This is a genomic window from Microbacterium azadirachtae, assembly GCF_000956545.1.
Taxonomy (GTDB): Bacteria; Actinomycetota; Actinomycetes; order Actinomycetales; family Microbacteriaceae; genus Microbacterium; species Microbacterium azadirachtae.
Window position 1 is genome coordinate 76,449 of the sequence record NZ_JYIT01000073.1, and the last position, 15,841, is coordinate 92,289.

Below are 15,841 nucleotides of genomic sequence, written 5' to 3' on the forward strand. Positions count from 1 at the left end.
CGCGGGAACCTCGGTAGCGTGACCGGCATGGATCAGGTCGAGATCGATTGGGAGCCGGCGCGCGAGGCGAACCGGGAGAACTGGGACGAGCGCGCGGTGCTGCACGTCGAGGCGTACGGGCTGGACGCCTTCGACGATCCCGCGCACCTCTCCGATGTGGTGCGCACCGACGCGGCCGCCCTCGCACCGTTCTTGGCGGACGGACTCGACGGGCTCGACGTCTGCCACCTGCAGTGCCACATCGGCACCGACACCCTCTCGCTCGCACGGCTCGGCGCCCGCGTCACCGGCGTCGACTTCTCCGGGCCGGCCCTCGACGCGGCGACGGCCCTCGCCGCACGCCTGGGCCTGTCGGCCACCTGGGTGCAGACCGACGTGCTCGACGCCCGCGCCGCCGTGTCCGGAGACTTCGACCTGGTCTACACCAGCATCGGCACGATCACCTGGCTCGACGACCTCGATCGCTGGGCGGCGCAGATCGCCGGTCTCCTGCGCGCCGGCGGGCTGTTCTACATCCGCGACGGCCACCCCGTGCTCTACGGGCTCGATGAGACGCGGGACGAGCTCGTGCTGCGCTACCCGTACTTCGGCGACGGGTCGGCCCAGGCGTGGGACGAGGCCGGCACGTACGTCGGCGACGGCACGGTCACGCACACCCGCACCTATGAGTGGCCGCACCCGATCTCGGAGGTCGTGAACGCGCTCATCGGCGCGGGCCTGCGCATCCTGAGGATGGAGGAGGGCCGCAGCCTGCCGTGGCGGTTCTCGCCGCGGATGACCGAGGCCGGCGGCGACTACGTCTGGCCCGAGGGCGAGCGCGACCTCGTGCCGTGCACCTTCACGATCATCGCGAAGAAGGACTGAGGCCGACGACGAACATCGACCCGGCGGGTTAGCCTGGCGGCATGCGCTGGGTGGATGACGTCGAGGTCGGAGACTGGATCCGGGACCGTCTGGATCCCGGCGTCGACACGATGCACGACGTCGTGCCGCGCGGATTCGCGGCGTACGCCCGGATCCTCCATCCCGCCGGGGTGCGCAGCGTGACCGCCGGCGTCGTTCCGACGATCGACGAGCTGCGTGCGATGACGGAGGACGAGGAGGAGCAGGCCCTCGTCGGGCTCCGCGACGACGCGGCGACCTGGGCGGATACCGCCGCGGCGTTCGGCACGGTGCTGCATCCGCTCGCCCAGTGGAACCGGATCGTGCGGACGCCCGAGGGCGAGGACTGGCGCCGGCGCCGCTCCCCCGACGGCCGGGAGTTCACCGCACCCTTCGAGGGAGAGCTCCCGCCCGCGGCGCTGGCCCGGGTGGCCACGCACCTCGCCGCGCACACGACGACGCCGGACGACGGGGTGGCCGGGCTCTGGGAGGGCTGGGGCGGTCTCACCGGCGGCTACGGCACGACCGGGCGGACCTTCATGACCTTCACCGACGATCCCGCCGAGGCGCACGCGGCGATGCTCGCCGAGAGCATCCACGACCCGTTCAACAAGCCGTACCAGAAGGCGCCCTGGCAGGACGGGATCCTCTCCCGCGAGATCTCCGAGGGCGCTCGTCTCGAGCTTCCGCAGCGCAGCCATGTGCTGTTCGCCGTGCCGCCGCGGGTCTTCGCGGACGCGGACTGGCCGCTGCGCGTGCCGTGGCGGGACACCGTCGCGGAGCAGCACGGGTTCCCGCCGAGCGCGCAGCACCCGAGCCTGATCTGGCCGGCGGACCACGCCTGGATCCTGGTCAGCGAGATCGACTTCGACTCGACGATCGTGGGCGGATCCGAAGCCCTCGTCGCCGCGCTCTGCGCCGACGACCGCCTCGAGGCGCTCCCCATCCCGGAGGGCGCGAACCTGCAGTGGGACGCGGATACCGTGAACGCCTGACGGGCCTCGGGCCGCATTCACCGCTGTGGAATCCGCGCTCCCGCAATAGCGTGGGAGGGTGAGCACTCCATCGCCCGGCAGCACCGCCGCTTTCGACGCCCGCGCCCTGACCGCCCCCGTCGACCGCGCTCGGCTCACGGCCTGGGCACGCGAGGCGAGGGCCAGCGGCGTGGGTCCGCGCACCGGCCAGATCGTGCTGTTCATCGTCATCGCGCTCTTCATCGCGTTCGTCGGCTTCGGCGTCGTCGGGGTGTTCCTGTCGGTGCTGCTGGGCTCGTCGGGCGGGATCGTGATGCCGCTGCTGATGCTCGTCATCGTGGGCCTCGCCGTGTGGGGCGGGATCGCCTGGTGGAACCGCCTGCTCGTGCGCGGCTATCGCCTTGCCGACTTCGCCTCTTCGAACGGCATGAGCTATCTGCCGCGGCTCGCGGATCCGCAGCTGCCCGGCATGATCTTCTCGCTCGGACACGGGCGCGAGTCCACCGATCTGGTGCGCGGCACCTCGCCGCGCTTCGCGGAGTTCGCGAACTACCGGTACACCACCGGGTCCGGCAAGGAGAGCCAGACGCACGAGTGGGGCTACATCGCGATCAAGCTCGACGTTCCGCTGCCGAACATCGTGCTCGACGCGCAGTCCAACAACGGCCTCTTCGGCTCCAACCTGCCCGCGGCGTACCAGCGCCACCAGCGGCTGTCCCTCGAGGGCGACTTCGACCGCTCCTTCGCCCTGTACTGCCCCGAGGGTTACGAGCGCGACGCGCTGTACCTCTTCACCCCCGACATCATGGCCCGCTTCCTGGACAGCGCCTCGGCGTTCGACGTCGAGATCGTCGACGACTGGCTGTTCCTCTACGCGCAGAACCGGCAGGTCACCACACTGGATCCGGCCGTGTGGGCGCAGATGTTCGGCACGGTCGGGGCGGTCATCGCGAAGCTCGAGCAGTGGGCGCGCTGGCGAGACGAGCGCCTGGGCGCGGCGTCCGACCCGGCACCCGCGCGCTTCGCCGGCGGCCCGGTCACGCCGACGCCCGGCGAGCCGGGCCGCCCCTGGGCTCCTCCGCCCGGCGTGGCACCGGAGGGCCGCCGTCTGAAGCGCACGTTCCCGTGGGCGTCGGTGCTGGTGTTCGGCGCGGCCGCCGTGGGCTGGGTCGTGTTCCGCGTGATGTTCGCGCACTGACGACGAGGCCGGATCCAGCGCGCTCGAATCCCGTCGAGATGGAAAACGTCGCGCGCAACACCCGCGGAACGACGAGATCCATCTCGAGATCCGCGAGGTCGCTGACTGAAGATGGAAAACGTCGCTGCGAGACGAGTCGCAGCGACGTTTTCCATCTTGCGCCGGAGGGACGAGCGCCCTTGCGCCGGAGCGGCGAGCGCCCGGGGGCGGGCCGCTCAGCCGCGGCGCACGGCCTGCCAGAGTGCGCGCCGCTCGGCCTGCTCCACCGGATCCGGCACCGGGAGTGCGGCCAGCAGCTCCCGGGTGTAGGCGTGGGTCGGATCCTTCAGCACCTGGGCGGTCGTGCCCTGCTCCTGGATCCGGCCGCGCTGCAGCACGATGATGCGATCGGCGACGGCGTCGATCACGGCGAGGTCGTGGCTGATGAACAGCGACGCGAAGCCGAGCTCGGCCTGCAGCTGCACGAACAGCTCGAGCACCTTGGCCTGCACCGACACGTCCAGTGCGCTGGTGGGCTCGTCGGCGATGAGCAGCTTCGGATCCAGTGCGAGTGCGCGGGCCAGCGAGGCGCGCTGGCGCTGCCCGCCGGAGAGCTCGTGCGGGTAGCGGTCGCCGAAGTTCGTCGGCAGGCGCACCGCGTCGAGCAGCTCGTCCACCTTGGCCCGCGCCGCGGCGACGCTGGACGCCTTGCCGTGCACGATGAGCGGCTCGGCGATGCACTCCGCGATCGACAGCAGCGGGTTGAAGCTCGTGGCCGGATCCTGGAAGACGAACCCGATCTCCGGGCGGAGAGGCGCGAGCTGGCGCTGCTTCACGCCCTTCATCTCCTGTCCGAGCACCTGCAGCGACCCGCCGACCACGGTGGTGAGGCCGACGACGGCGCGGCCGATCGTGGTCTTGCCCGATCCGGACTCGCCGACCAGGCCGACGACCTCGCCGGGACCGACGTGGAAGTCGACGCCCTTCACGGCGACGACGCCGCCGCGGCCGAACCGTCCCGGGTAGCCGATCTCGCACGCCCGCGCGACGATGAGGCTGCCCGCGGCCGGCTCCGGCGCGGAGCGGTCTTCGAGCGAGGACGCCGACGGCGACGAAGTCGCGACGAGCGCGGACTTGCCCTGACCGACGTGCGGCACGGCGGCGAGCAGCTCGCGGGTGTAGTCCTGCTGCGGGTTCGCGAAGAGCTCCCGCACCGGCGCCTGCTCGACGATGTCGCCGCGCAGCATCACCACGACGCGGTCTGCGAGATCGGCGACCACGCCCATGTTGTGCGTGATCAGCACGATGGTCGCGCCGAACTCGTCGCGGCACGCCCGCAGGAGCTCGAGGATCTCGGCCTGCACGGTCACGTCCAGAGCGGTCGTCGGCTCGTCGGCGATGATGAGCCCGGCGTTGAGCACGAGCGCCATCGCGATGACGATGCGCTGCTTCTGCCCGCCGGAGAACTGGTGCGGGTAGTCGTCGACGCGCCGGTCCGGATCCGGGATCCCCACCTTGCGGAGGATCTCGACGGCCTTCGCCTTCGCCTCCTTCGTGGAGAGGCGTCCGTCGGCATGGGCCCGCAGGCCCTCCGCGATCTGCCACCCCACGGTGTAGACGGGGTTCAGCGCCGTCGACGGCTCCTGGAAGACCATCGCCGCATCGCGTCCGCGCATCGCGCGCAGCTTGGCGGGCGAGGCGTGCACGACGTCGGTCTCGCCGCCGCGGCCGCGCACGATCACCGCGCCCGACATGGTCGCCGTCTCCGGCAGGAGCCCGAGCAGGGCGTTGGCGGTGACGGTCTTGCCGGATCCGGACTCGCCGACGATCGCGAGCACCTCGCCCGCGTGAGCCCGGATATCGATGCCCTTCACGGCGTCGACGGGCTCGCCGTCGGTCGCGAACCGCACCTTCAGGTCGCGGATCTCCGCGACGTCGCGCAGGCCGATGGTGTTGGTCGTGCCGGTCATGCCGCACCTCCCGCGCGACGACGCGTGCGCAGTCGCGGATCGCTCAGGTCGTTCAGGCTCTCGCCGACGAGGGTGATGCCGAGCACCACCAGCACGATCGCGAGGCCGGGGAAGATGGACGTCCACCAGATCCCGCTGGTGACGTCCGCGATGGCGCGGTTCAGGTCGTAGCCCCACTCCGCCGCGGAGGTCGCTTCGATGCCGAAGCCGAGGAAGCCGAGACCCGCGAGGGTCAGCAGCGCCTCCGAGGCGTTCAGCGTGATGACGACGGGCAGCGAACGGGTGGAGTTGCGCAGCACGTGGCGGATCAGGATCCGGGTGGTCGGGACGCCGATCACCTTCGCCGACTCGACGAACGGCTCGGCGCGCACGCGCACCACCTCGGCGCGGATGACGCGGAAGTACTGCGGCACGAACACCACGGTGATCGACAGGGCGGTGGCCATGATGCCCGACCACAGGTTCGACTGGCCGTGGCTGATCACGATCGACATGACGATCGCGAGCAGCAGCGACGGGAAGGCGTAGATCGCGTCGGCGAGCACGACGAGCGTGCGGTCGAGCCAGCCGCCGAAGTAGCCGGAGAGCAGGCCGAGCGCGATGCCGATGAAGATCGAGCAGGCGATCGCGGCGAGGATCACGAGCAGCGCGGTCTGGGACCCCCAGATCACGCGCGAGAACACGTCGAAGCCGCTGACCGTCGTGCCGAGGATGTTGGTGGCGCTCGGCGGCTGCTGCGTGCCGAACTTCACTCCGTTGACGGCCTGCTGCGCCCACGAGTAGGGCGCGATCAGCGGGGCGAGGATCGCGGTCAGCACGAACACGGCCGTGATGACGAGACCGGTGACGAGCATGCCGCGCTGCAGGCCGACGCTCTGACGCAGCTGGGAGACCACGGGGATCCGCTCGCTCCAGCGGCGCTTGCGCGGCGCCTGGGCGGCGAGCACCTCGGTCTTGGGCGTGGGCAGGTCGCGGTCGACCACGGGCTCGGAGGGGTTTCCGGCAGCCATCTCAGTACCTCACCCTCGGGTCGATCATGGCGGCGACGATGTCGACGATGAAGTTGGTCACGGCGACGATCACGGCGATCATGACGACGATGCCCTGCACGGCCACGAAGTCGCGGGCCTTGAGGTACTCGCTCAGCATGAAGCCGATGCCCTTCCATTCGAAGGTGGTCTCGGTGAGGATCGCGCCGGAGAGCAGCAGTGCGATCTGCAGGCCCATCACCGTGATGATCGGGATGAGCGCGGGCCGGAACGCGTGCTTCGTGACCAGGCGGTACTCGCTCACGCCGCGGGAGCGACCCGAGGTGACGTACTGCTGCCCGAGGGTGCCGATCACGTTGGTGCGGATCAGGCGCAGGAAGATGCCGGCCGTCAGCAGCCCGAGGGCGAGGGCGGGCAGGATCGCGTGCCACAGCACGTCGCCGATGGCCGGTCCGTTGCCGAGCCGGATCGCATCGAGCAGGTAGATGCCGGTGGGGGTGTTCACCCCGCTCATGAGCAGCTCGGTCTGGGTGCTGGCCCGGCCCGAGACGGGCATCCAGCCCAGCCACACCGAGAAGACGAGCTTGAGGAGCAGGCCGACGAAGAAGATCGGGGTCGCGTACGCGAGGATCGCCATGATCCGCAGCGAGGCGTCCTGCCACTTGTCGCGGCGGTGCGCGGCGACAAGGCCCAGGGGGATCGACACCGCGAACGCGACGATGAGCGCGTAGATCGCGAGTTCGAGCGTGGCGGATCCGTAGGTCAGCAGCACCTGCGTGACGGGCTGGCCGTCGGTGATGGTCGTGCCGAAGTCGCCCTGCAGGATCTTGCCCAGGTACTCGAAGTACTGGATGAGGACGGGCCGGTCGTAGCCCGCCTGGTGCACGCGCGCGGCGAGCTGGTCGGGAGGAAGGCGGCCGCCGAGGGCGGCAGTGATGGGATCGCCGGTGATCCGCATCAGGAAGAAGACCAGGGTGACCAGGATGAGGACGGTCGGGATGATCAGCACCAGGCGGATCAGGATATAGCGCCACAGTCCTCCTCCGGAGGAGGCGGGGCGCGTCGCCACGGGGTCTGCGGCGAGGGCGTCAACGGACATGGAGAACCTTCGTGAGGAGGGTGGGCGCTGCGCTGCGCCCGGACGAGGACGGGGCACCGTCGCGTGTGCGGCGGTGCCCCGTCTGAGGATGCGCTACTTGCTCAGCGGCGCGTAGCGGAACTTGAAGGAGGCGTCGAGGGTCGCACCCTTGACATCGGCGCCCGTGACCGCGATCTGCTTGCCCTGGAGCAGCGGCAGGGTCGACAGGTCCTTCGCGACCATGTCCTGGATCTGAGCCAGATCCGCCATGCGCTTGTCCTTGTCGGTCTCGGTCTGCGACTTCACGATGAGGTCGTTGACCGCGCTGTTGTCGTAGTGGTTCTTCAGGAAGTTGTCCGTCGTGAAGAACGGCGACAGGTAGTTGTCGGCGTCGGAGTAGTCCGGGAACCAGCCGAGCTGGTAGGCCGGGTACACATCGGCGACGCGATCCTTGGAGTACTGCGTCCACTCCGTGCTCTGCAGGTTGACGGTGAACAGGCCGCCCTGCTCGAGCTGGGCCTTGATCGCGGCGTACTCGTCACCCGAGGACGGGCCGTAGTGGTCGCCGTTGTACTGGAGGTTCAGTGTGATCGGGCCGGTGACGCCCGCGTCCGACAGGACCTTCTTCGCCTTGTCGAGCGACGGACCGCCGTTGCCGTCGCCGTACATCGACTTCAGCGGGGCCGTCGCCCCGGACATGCCGTCCGCGACGAAGGAGTACAGCGGGCTGTAGGTGTCCTTGTAGACGTCCTTCGCGATCGCCGCGCGGTCGACGAGGTCGGCCGCCGCCTGGCGCACGGCCTGCGCCTTGGCCGGGTCGGCCTCGGGAGTGGTCGCGCCGAAGGGCATCGTGTTGAAGTTGAAGACGATGTAGCGGATCTCGCCGCCGGGGCCCTCGACGAGCTTGACCTTCTTGTTCTTGGAGAGGTCGGCGGTGTCGGTGGCGGACAGGCTGCGGAACGCCACGTCGATGTCGCCGTTGCCGATCGCGAGCTTGAGGTTCGACGCGTCCGCGAAGTACTTGACGTTGACCTGGCTGTTGGCGGCCTTGCCCAGCTCGCCCTGGTAGCCGGCGTACGGCTTGTAGGAGATGAGCTGGTTCTTCTTGTAGTCGGTGATCTCGTACTGACCCGCGAAGGCCTTGCCCTTGACGATCGTGTCGTCATCGGTGACCTTGTCGGCCGAGAAGACCTTCTCGTCGACGATGGGAGCCGCCGGGCTGGAGAGGATGAGCGGCCAGATCTGGTCGTTTCCGTTCTTCAGCGTGAAGACGACCGTGGTCGGGTCCGGTGCCGCGGTGCTCGCGAGGTTGCTCAACAGCACCGCGGGACCCGCGGGATCGTTGATCTTGAGCTGGCGGTCGAAGGAGAACTTCACCGAGGCCGAGGTCAGCGGGTCGCCGTTGGCGAACTTCAGGCCCTTCTTGAGCTTGACCGTGTACTCGGTCGGCGAGGTGAACTCGGCCGACTCGGCGATGTCCGGGGTGACCTCGGCCGTGCCGTACTTGCTGTTCATCAGGAACGGATAGACCTGGTTCATCACCGCGAACGAGCCGTTGTCGTATGAGCCGGCCGGGTCGAGGAACGTGATCTTGTCGGTGGTGCCGACCGTGATCGTGCTGCCGCCGGATCCTCCGGTCGAGCCGCCGCCACCCGTGCTGCTCGTCGCGCAGCCCGCGAGGACGAGGGCTGTGGCGCCGAGCGCGCCGATGGCGAGGCCGAGACGACCTCGAGTGCTGTGGAATGACATATACACCTCTGTATCGGTTCCGTGGCCGCAGTTCAGCGCGGCCGCAACATCCATGGCCGTCGGGGTTCACGGCGCACGGGACACCCGATTGTATGCACGCCTGCGCTTTTCTCGGGAGATCCGAGGCCGAGCCGTGACCTGGGTTGGCGCAAATCCTGCGGCGAGCCGTTCGAGCGGGGTAGCCTCAAGGTTCTCCGGCATCGGGGCCGGAGACGTTCGTCAATGAACGAAACCGGAGGAGTCCACATGAAGAAGAACTATTTCGCTTCAGCGGCTGGAGGAGTTGTGCTCGCGGCGGCACTGACGCTGGCCGTGGCGCCCAGCGCTTCTGCGGCCACGCAGGTCGGATCGGGCGGATACACCTCGCTGAGCGGCTGCCAGGCAGACCAACGACAGTTCGCGAAGAGCGGATATCAGATCGCGCAGAACTGCGAACTTCGCGGCGACGGGCTGTATCACTTCACGTATTGGGTATAGCGAACCGGGGATGCGCGATCAGGCCAGCGCGAAGTGCTCGAGCTCGGACTGATCGAGCATCCGCGAGCGCGTGAGGAACCTCTTGCCGGTCGGCGACTCGACGCTGAATCCGGATCCGCGTCCGTCGACGACGTCGATCGTGAGGTGCGTGTACTTCCAGTACTCGAACTGCGACGCGGACATGTATACGGGCACGGATTCCTCGACGCCGACGTCGAGATCGCCGAGCAGCACGTCCCCCGGTCCGGTGAGGAACATGCCCACCGGGTAGCACATGGGCGCGGAGCCGTCGCAGCATCCGCCGGACTGGTGGAACATCAGCGGGCCGTGCTGCGCGGTCAGCGCACGCAGCAGCGCCGCCGCCTCCGGTGAGACGTCGACGCGGTGGAATTCGAGCATCGCCGCTCCTCTCGTCATGCGGGCGGGCACCTGCGTGGGGTGCCCGCCCGTTCGTCGGATCCGGATCAGAAGAAGCCCATCGGGCCTTCGGCGTAGGAGACCAGGAGGTTCTTCGTCTGCTGGTAGTGGTCCAGCATCATCTTGTGGTTCTCCCGGCCGACGCCGGACTGCTTGTAACCGCCGAAAGCCGCGTGCGCGGGGTACTGGTGATACGTGTTGGTCCAGACGCGGCCGGCCTCGATCGCCCGGCCCGCACGGTAGGCGGTGTCGCCGCTGCGGCTCCACACGCCCGCGCCGAGGCCGTAGAGCGTGTCGTTCGCGATCGAGATCGCATCGTCGAAGTCGGCGAAGCTCGTCACCGACAGCACCGGCCCGAAGATCTCCTCCTGGAAGATCCGCATGTCGTTCGTGCCCTCGAACACCGTCGGCGCCACGTAGTAGCCCTCGCTGAGGTCGCCGCCGAGGTCGACGCGCTCACCGCCCGTGAGCAGACGCGCGCCGCCCTGCGTGCCGATGTCGATGTAGCTGAGGATCTTCTCGAGCTGATCGTTGGAGGCCTGTGCGCCGATCATCGTGGTGAGATCCAGCGGATTCCCCTGCACGACCTTCTTCACCCGCTCGAGTCCGTCGGCGAGGAAGCCGTCGTAGATCGAGCGCTGGATGAGTGCGCGGGACGGGCAGGTGCAGACCTCGCCCTGGTTGAGCGCGAACATCGTGAAGCCCTCGAGCGCCTTGTCGTAGTACGGGTCGGACGTGGAGCTCGCGACGTCCTCGAAGAAGACGTTCGGGCTCTTTCCGCCGAGCTCGAGGGTCACCGGGATGAGGTTCTGCGACGCGTACTGCATGATCAGGCGACCCGTGGTGGTCTCTCCGGTGAAGGCGACCTTGCGGATCCGCTTGTGCTGCGCGAGCGGTGCGCCGGCCTCGATGCCGAAGCCGTTGACGATGTTCACGACGCCGGCCGGAAGCAGGTCGCCGATGATGTCGAACAGGAAGAGGATCGACGCCGGTGTCTGCTCGGCGGGCTTGATCACGACGCAGTTGCCCGCGGCGAGCGCCGGTGCGAGCTTCCAGGTGGCCATCAGCAGCGGGAAGTTCCACGGGATGATCTGGCCGACCACTCCGAGCGGCTCGTGGAAGTGGTACGCGACGGTGTTCTCGTCGAGCTGGCTGATGCCGCCCTCCTGGGCGCGCAGCACGCCGGCGAAGTAGCGGAAGTGGTCGACGGCGAGGGGGATGTCGGCGGCGAGCGTCTCGCGCACCGGCTTGCCGTTCTCCCACGTCTCGGCGATCGCGATGACCTCGAGGTTCTGCTCGATACGGTCGGCGATCCGGTTCAGGATGTTCGCCCGCTCCGCGGGGCTGGTCTTGCCCCAGCTCGCGAACGCCTTCCAGGCCACGTCGACCGCGCGGTCGATGTCCTCGCTCGTGCCGCGGCCGACCTCGGTGAACGGCTTGCCGTTCACGGGGCTGATGTTCTCGAAGTACTGGCCCTTGACGGGTTCGACGAACTCGCCGCCGATGTAGTGCCCGTACCTCGGGCGGTAGTTCGCGAGCGCGCCCGGCTGGCCGGGGGCCGCGTAGGCGGTCGACACGCTCTCCTCGATGATGGTCATCGCGTCTCCTTCGACGTACCGCGGCTCCGATGCCGCGCGGGTGGATGTGCCTCGACGGTAGGCGCGCGCACGTTGCACCCCCGTGCGTCACGTTGCATCGGGTTGCACCCCGCGCGCCCCTCCCCCCTTCCGTCTGTTTGCGTCAAACCGTGGGATTCGGGGGCCGGAACCCACGGTTTGACGCAAATAGAGGGAGCGTCAGGCCTGCTCGAGCCGTTCGATGCGGCTCACCAGGCCCGCGCGCTTCGGCGAGCGCGCCGGCAGGAGCTCCAGGCACAGCCGCAGGATCTCCGCGTCGTCGGCGCCCTCGGGGATCTCGGCGTAGCTCAGCAGCACGTCGACGCTCGCCTCGGTGCGCATCGTCTCGCGCAGGGTGGAGCGTACCGACTCGCGGTACTCCTCCACGCCCGGCGCCGTCGAGTCGGGCAGCACGGGTCCGCGGTACGCGCTCAACGCCACCCGGTGGGCCCCGCGATCGAGCAGGGACAGCACGTCCTGCGCATCGGTCTCCAGCGGAACACTCAGCCGGTACGGACGCGACTCCGGCACGAGCGCCGGCCAGATCCGCTCCAGGACCTTGCGCAGGCGCACCATCTCCGGGCGCAGCGTGTCCGCCGACGAACCCTCCCCGTACACGAGCTCGGCGAGCCGGTCGGCGCTGAGCCCCTGACGGTGCACCGCGAGCAGCAGCAGGATCTCCGCGTGGCGTGCGCTGAGCTCGACGAACCGCTCTCCCTCCTCCCCGGCCACCTCGAGCCGGGCCCGGTCCCGGCCGAGCACCCGCAGCGCGGCGCGGTCCGGGGCCTGCCTCCGGTGCGGCGTAGCGGCGGGGGCAACGGGCTCGGCACGGGCCCGCAGGCGTGCGACGAGCAGCTCCGCCTCGACGGCGCGCGCGGTGGCGTCGACGAGCATGCGGGCCTGGGGGCTGGCCGCCTCCGGGCCGCCGGTGACATCGATCACCCCGAGGATGCGACGGTCCTCCGGGTCGAACACGGGCGCGGCCGTGCACGACCAGGGCTGCACCAGACGGTTGTAGTGCTCGGCCCCGTGGATCTGCACCGAGGCGCCGAGCTCGAGGGCCGTGCCGGGGGCGGAGGTGCCGACCGAGCGCTCCGACCAGTTCGCGCCCTCGACGAAGCCCATCTCTCCGGACAGGATCCGCTGGTTCAGGTCGCCTTCGACCCACAACAGGCGTCCGGCATGGTCGCCGACGGCGACGATCACGCCGGAGTCCTCTGCGGATCCCGGAAGCAGCAGCGAACGGATGGTGTCCATCGCCCCCGCGAGAGGGTGGGCGAGCCGGTAGGCGTCGAGGGCCTCGAGGGTGAAGTCGAGCGGCGGCAGTCCCTCGGCGCCGACGCGTTGCCGCCACGACCGCTCCCACGACTCGCGCACGAGCGAGCGCACGTTCTGCAGGCGCCCGTCCTCGACGTTCCCGGCCACGAGCTCCTCGTGTGCGCGCTCGATGAGCAGGCGCGAGGCGGCGGGGGCAGGATCGCGGGAGGGCTGCCAGGGCGAGGACACGAGGTCTCCGATCGTCGGCGACGGAGTGGATCCAGTGTACGGCGACGGGCGCGCCGCAGCGCCGGGATCGGAGACAGGCCTCCGCGTCAGACCGCGGGCACGTGCTCCTGCTCCTCGGGGGCGTGCTCGTCGACCGTGCGCGCGTCGGTGAGGGTGAGCGCGCCGACGCCCGAGATGACCCCCACCGCCACGGCGAGCAGGATGAACACCGCCTGCTCACCGTGGAAGAACGAGGCGACCAGCGCGGGAGCCCATCCCCCGGTGGGAAGCGACACCGTCACGAGCGCCGCGATGAGCGTGCCGACGACGGCCGTGCCGACGCTGGTGCCCAGCTCCTGCGCGGTGTCGTTCATGGCGGCGCCCATCGACGTGCGGTTCTCGGGCAGGGCGCCGACCAGCGCGACGGCGCAGATCGTCATGACCGTGCGCAGGCCCGCCGTCATCACGACCATCGCGACGGCGATCGCCACATAGTCCTGCTGGACGGCCCAGGCCATGAGCCCGAGGCCCGCCGCGAGCAGTCCCGCTCCGATGAGGCACGCGATTCGGTGCCCGCACCGGCGCACGAGCCACTCGGTGAGGGGCGTGGCGAGGATCATCGTGGCGATGAGCGGCAGATTGGCCAGTCCCGCCTGCAGCGGCGACCAGCCCCACGCGTACTGGAAGTGCAGGATCAGGGCGAACATCACGCCCGCCATCGCGACGGAGGTCCCGATCTGGGCGATGGCCGCGCCCCGCACGGTTCCCTGGCGGAACAGCGACAGGTCGAGCATCGGCGAGGCCGCCCTCCGTTCGCGGACGATGAACAGCACGAGCGAGACCACGGCGCCGACCGCGATCGCGAGGGTGAGGGGCGATGCCCATCCGTTCTCGATGCCGCTCGTGAGCACGTAGCATGCGAGCCCGATCGTGAGGATGCTGAGCGCGGCGCCCGGGAGGTCGAGCCGGTCCGTGGTGAGGCCGTCGGCCGAGTCGGCGGGAACGCCGAAGCGGACGCCCGCGGCGGCGATCAGCGCGATGGGCGCGTTCACGAGCAGCAGCCACTGCCAGGGCAGATGCGTGAGCATCGTGCCGCCCAGGAGCGGGCCGAGGACGAAGCCGGACATCCCGACGACCATCATGAGCGTGATGGCGCGCATCCGCAGCTTCTCGTCGTCGAACAGCCGGAAGACCAGCGAGTTGGTGATCGGGGCCATCGCCGCTGCGGCGACGCCGAGCGCGGCGCGCAGCACGATGAGCTCTCCGGTGGAGGTGATGAGCAGCACGGCGAGACTGATCAGCCCGAACAGGCCGAGTCCGATCTGCAGCACCCGGCGTCGGCCGAAGCGGTCGGCGATCGAGCCGGCGGTCAGCAGCAGGCCGCCGAACGTGAGCGAATAGGCGCCCGTGATCCACTGCAGCGAGGTCGTGTCGCCTCCGAGCTCGCGACCGATGGTCGGCAGCGCGATCGAAAGAAGGGTGTTGTCGACCATCTCGACGAAGAACGCGAGGCAGAGAGCGGCGAGCGGGATCCAGGCGGCCCGCAGGGACGGGTAGGTGCGTGCGCGGGCGAGCGCGGGCGCGGGTGCGGGAGTCATGGGCGATTCCTCCGAATCGAGAAGGTGAATCGAACAGCGTTCGGTCACCGAACGTCGTTCGATAGAATAGAACGATGTTCGATGATGTGCAAGCGCCTCCCGCGCAGAGCCGCCCGTCATGGTGGGATGGAGCCATGGCATCCACACCGCAGCAGAGCGACGGGCCCGTGCGGCCGCGCGGTCCGCGCACGCGCTCCCGCGCTTCCCACTCCCTGGAGTCGGTGCTCGCCGGCGCGGTCGAGATCCTGGACGAGTCCGGCGCACAGGGGCTGACCATCCGCGCACTGGCCACGCGGCTGGGCGGCGGCGTCGCGAGCGTCTACTGGTACGTGTCCGGACGCGACGAGCTGCTCGACCTCGCCGCGGACTCGGTGCTCGCCGGCGTGCTCGAGGCGACGGCGGACGTCGGCGGCGGGGATCCGATCGAGGACATCCGCACCATCGCGCTCACCATGTTCGACGCGATCGTCGACCGCCCGTGGCTCGGCGCCTACGCCCTCCGCGACACGACCAGCCAGATCCACTCCCTGCAGCTCTACGAGCGGATCGGGGAGCACGTGATGCGACTGGATCTCACGCCGCGCCAGACCTTCCACGCCACCTCGGCGGTCGTGGGCTACGTGATCGGCACCGCCGCCGATCTCGGGCAGGAGCCGCCCGCCGCCGTGGTGTCGGGCGAGGTGAGCCGCGAGGAGTACATGGCCTCGGCTGCCGCGCAGTGGCGTGCCCTCGATGCGGCCGATTTCCCGTTCATCCACCACATCCTCGACGAGTTCGACGGCCACGACGACCGCGACCAGTTCCTCGGGGGGCTCGACCTGCTCCTGGCGGGGCTCCGCCTCCAGGCTCAGGGCTAGACACGCCTCAGGGCGACCTCCGTCCCGCCGTTCGACCAGGCGCACAGGCGCTGCCCGACACGGCGCAGCGTCGATGATGACGCGCTACCCGCACTACTGTGCGTTGCGTGGTAGCGTGCAGAGCAACGCAGTCGATCGCGGCTGCGGAGGAGGGTGAATGGACACCACGCAGCTGCTCAAGGGAGTGCTGGATCTGGCCGTGCTCGCGGTCGTGCGCGACGAGGACGGATACGGGTACGACATCGTGCGCCGCCTCCGCGAATCCGGGATCGGCGACGTCGGGGACGCATCGGTCTACGGCACGCTCCGTCGGCTCTACTCCGCCGGCGCCCTGTCCAGCTACGTCGTGCCGTCCGACGGCGGCCCGCACCGCAAGTACTACGCGATCACCGGGCACGGCAAGGGGCTGCTCGACGAGCAGATCGCGACGTGGTCCCAGTTCGCGGTGGCGATGTCGGGGCTGCTCGCCCCGCACATCCCGCCGGCCGCGGCCGGATCCGTCCGCCGCCTCGTCCCGCGGCGCCGGCGACCCGCTCATGCCAGGGCGTCCTCGTCGGGGCGACCGCGGCGGC

The 15,841-nt window shown here is 69.7% G+C and carries 14 protein-coding genes; 6 read left to right on the plus strand and 8 right to left on the minus strand.

Annotated elements, in window-relative coordinates:
* Positions 1-27 precede the first annotated feature (27 nt).
* Genes RL72_RS08705 through RL72_RS08715 form a run of 3 tightly spaced genes read left to right on the plus strand, consistent with a single transcriptional unit; the run spans position 28 to position 3,054 of the window.
* Complete coding sequence (locus RL72_RS08705; protein ID WP_045250425.1) at positions 28-864, plus strand: class I SAM-dependent methyltransferase; 837 nt, start codon at positions 28-30, stop codon at positions 862-864.
* A 41-nt stretch (positions 865-905) separates the two neighbouring features.
* A complete protein-coding gene (locus tag RL72_RS08710; protein WP_045250426.1) occupies positions 906-1,877 on the plus strand; it encodes a hypothetical protein in 972 nt (323 codons plus the stop codon).
* 58 nt (positions 1,878-1,935) lie between these two features.
* Positions 1,936-3,054: a hypothetical protein gene (locus RL72_RS08715; RefSeq protein ID WP_045250427.1), complete on the plus strand. Its 1,119-nt coding sequence runs from the start codon at positions 1,936-1,938 to the stop codon at positions 3,052-3,054.
* A gap of 215 nt (positions 3,055-3,269) precedes the next feature.
* Here RL72_RS08715 and RL72_RS08720 read toward each other — a convergent pair whose 3' ends face one another.
* From RL72_RS08720 to RL72_RS08735, 4 genes are all read right to left on the minus strand, one after another.
* A complete protein-coding gene (locus RL72_RS08720; protein ID WP_248700427.1) occupies positions 3,270-5,003 on the minus strand; it encodes a dipeptide ABC transporter ATP-binding protein in 1,734 nt (577 codons plus the stop codon).
* Positions 5,000-6,013 (minus strand): ABC transporter permease, encoded by a 1,014-nt coding sequence (locus tag RL72_RS08725; protein WP_082072273.1) that lies wholly within the window; start codon positions 6,011-6,013, stop codon positions 5,000-5,002. The genes RL72_RS08720 and RL72_RS08725 overlap by 4 nt, the downstream gene beginning before the upstream one ends.
* A gap of 1 nt (position 6,014) precedes the next feature.
* Entirely contained in the window at positions 6,015-7,091 is a 1,077-nt protein-coding gene (locus tag RL72_RS08730) for an ABC transporter permease (RefSeq protein ID WP_045250428.1), read from the minus strand.
* A gap of 93 nt (positions 7,092-7,184) precedes the next feature.
* On the minus strand, positions 7,185-8,819 hold the full coding sequence (locus RL72_RS08735; protein ID WP_045250429.1) for an ABC transporter substrate-binding protein: 1,635 nt from the start codon (positions 8,817-8,819) through the stop codon (positions 7,185-7,187).
* A gap of 246 nt (positions 8,820-9,065) precedes the next feature.
* Between RL72_RS08735 and RL72_RS08740 the strand changes: the two genes are divergently transcribed.
* Positions 9,066-9,296, plus strand: coding sequence for a hypothetical protein (locus RL72_RS08740; protein ID WP_156156745.1), 231 nt, complete (start codon positions 9,066-9,068; stop codon positions 9,294-9,296).
* Positions 9,297-9,314: 18 nt separating this feature from the next.
* On the opposite strand, the gene RL72_RS08745 is transcribed toward RL72_RS08740, so the two are convergent.
* The 4 genes from RL72_RS08745 to RL72_RS08760 form a co-directional block, all read right to left on the minus strand.
* Positions 9,315-9,695 carry a DUF779 domain-containing protein gene (locus RL72_RS08745; protein WP_045250431.1) on the minus strand — a complete coding sequence of 127 codons (381 nt, stop codon included), beginning with the start codon at positions 9,693-9,695 and terminating at the stop codon, positions 9,315-9,317.
* Positions 9,696-9,760: 65 nt separating this feature from the next.
* Complete coding sequence (gene exaC, locus RL72_RS08750; protein WP_045250432.1) at positions 9,761-11,311, minus strand: acetaldehyde dehydrogenase ExaC; 1,551 nt, start codon at positions 11,309-11,311, stop codon at positions 9,761-9,763.
* A gap of 198 nt (positions 11,312-11,509) precedes the next feature.
* Positions 11,510-12,835 carry a helix-turn-helix domain-containing protein gene (locus tag RL72_RS08755; protein ID WP_045250433.1) on the minus strand — a complete coding sequence of 442 codons (1,326 nt, stop codon included), beginning with the start codon at positions 12,833-12,835 and terminating at the stop codon, positions 11,510-11,512.
* A gap of 86 nt (positions 12,836-12,921) precedes the next feature.
* Complete coding sequence (locus RL72_RS08760; RefSeq protein WP_045250434.1) at positions 12,922-14,412, minus strand: MFS transporter; 1,491 nt, start codon at positions 14,410-14,412, stop codon at positions 12,922-12,924.
* Positions 14,413-14,546: 134 nt separating this feature from the next.
* Between RL72_RS08760 and RL72_RS08765 the strand changes: the two genes are divergently transcribed.
* Both RL72_RS08765 and RL72_RS08770 read left to right on the plus strand, forming a co-directional pair.
* Positions 14,547-15,269 carry a TetR/AcrR family transcriptional regulator gene (locus tag RL72_RS08765; RefSeq protein ID WP_045250435.1) on the plus strand — a complete coding sequence of 241 codons (723 nt, stop codon included), beginning with the start codon at positions 14,547-14,549 and terminating at the stop codon, positions 15,267-15,269.
* 157 nt (positions 15,270-15,426) lie between these two features.
* On the plus strand, positions 15,427-15,841 hold a 415-nt coding region (locus RL72_RS08770), incomplete at its 3' end, for a PadR family transcriptional regulator (protein ID WP_082072274.1).

Coding starts and splice junctions, on each gene's coding strand:
- RL72_RS08735 (WP_045250429.1), bottom strand. CDS start 8,819: ATGTCATTCCACAGCACTCGAGGTCGTCTCGGCCTCGCCATCGGCGCG.
- RL72_RS08725 (WP_082072273.1), bottom strand. CDS start 6,013: ATGGCTGCCGGAAACCCCTCCGAGCCCGTGGTCGACCGCGACCTGCCC.
- RL72_RS08710 (WP_045250426.1), top strand. CDS start 906: ATGCGCTGGGTGGATGACGTCGAGGTCGGAGACTGGATCCGGGACCGT.
- RL72_RS08760 (WP_045250434.1), bottom strand. CDS start 14,412: ATGACTCCCGCACCCGCGCCCGCGCTCGCCCGCGCACGCACCTACCCG.
- RL72_RS08765 (WP_045250435.1), top strand. CDS start 14,547: ATGGCATCCACACCGCAGCAGAGCGACGGGCCCGTGCGGCCGCGCGGT.
- RL72_RS08705 (WP_045250425.1), top strand. CDS start 28: ATGGATCAGGTCGAGATCGATTGGGAGCCGGCGCGCGAGGCGAACCGG.
- RL72_RS08720 (WP_248700427.1), bottom strand. CDS start 5,003: ATGACCGGCACGACCAACACCATCGGCCTGCGCGACGTCGCGGAGATC.
- RL72_RS08745 (WP_045250431.1), bottom strand. CDS start 9,695: ATGCTCGAATTCCACCGCGTCGACGTCTCACCGGAGGCGGCGGCGCTG.
- exaC (WP_045250432.1), bottom strand. CDS start 11,311: ATGACCATCATCGAGGAGAGCGTGTCGACCGCCTACGCGGCCCCCGGC.
- RL72_RS08730 (WP_045250428.1), bottom strand. CDS start 7,091: ATGTCCGTTGACGCCCTCGCCGCAGACCCCGTGGCGACGCGCCCCGCC.
- RL72_RS08740 (WP_156156745.1), top strand. CDS start 9,066: ATGAAGAAGAACTATTTCGCTTCAGCGGCTGGAGGAGTTGTGCTCGCG.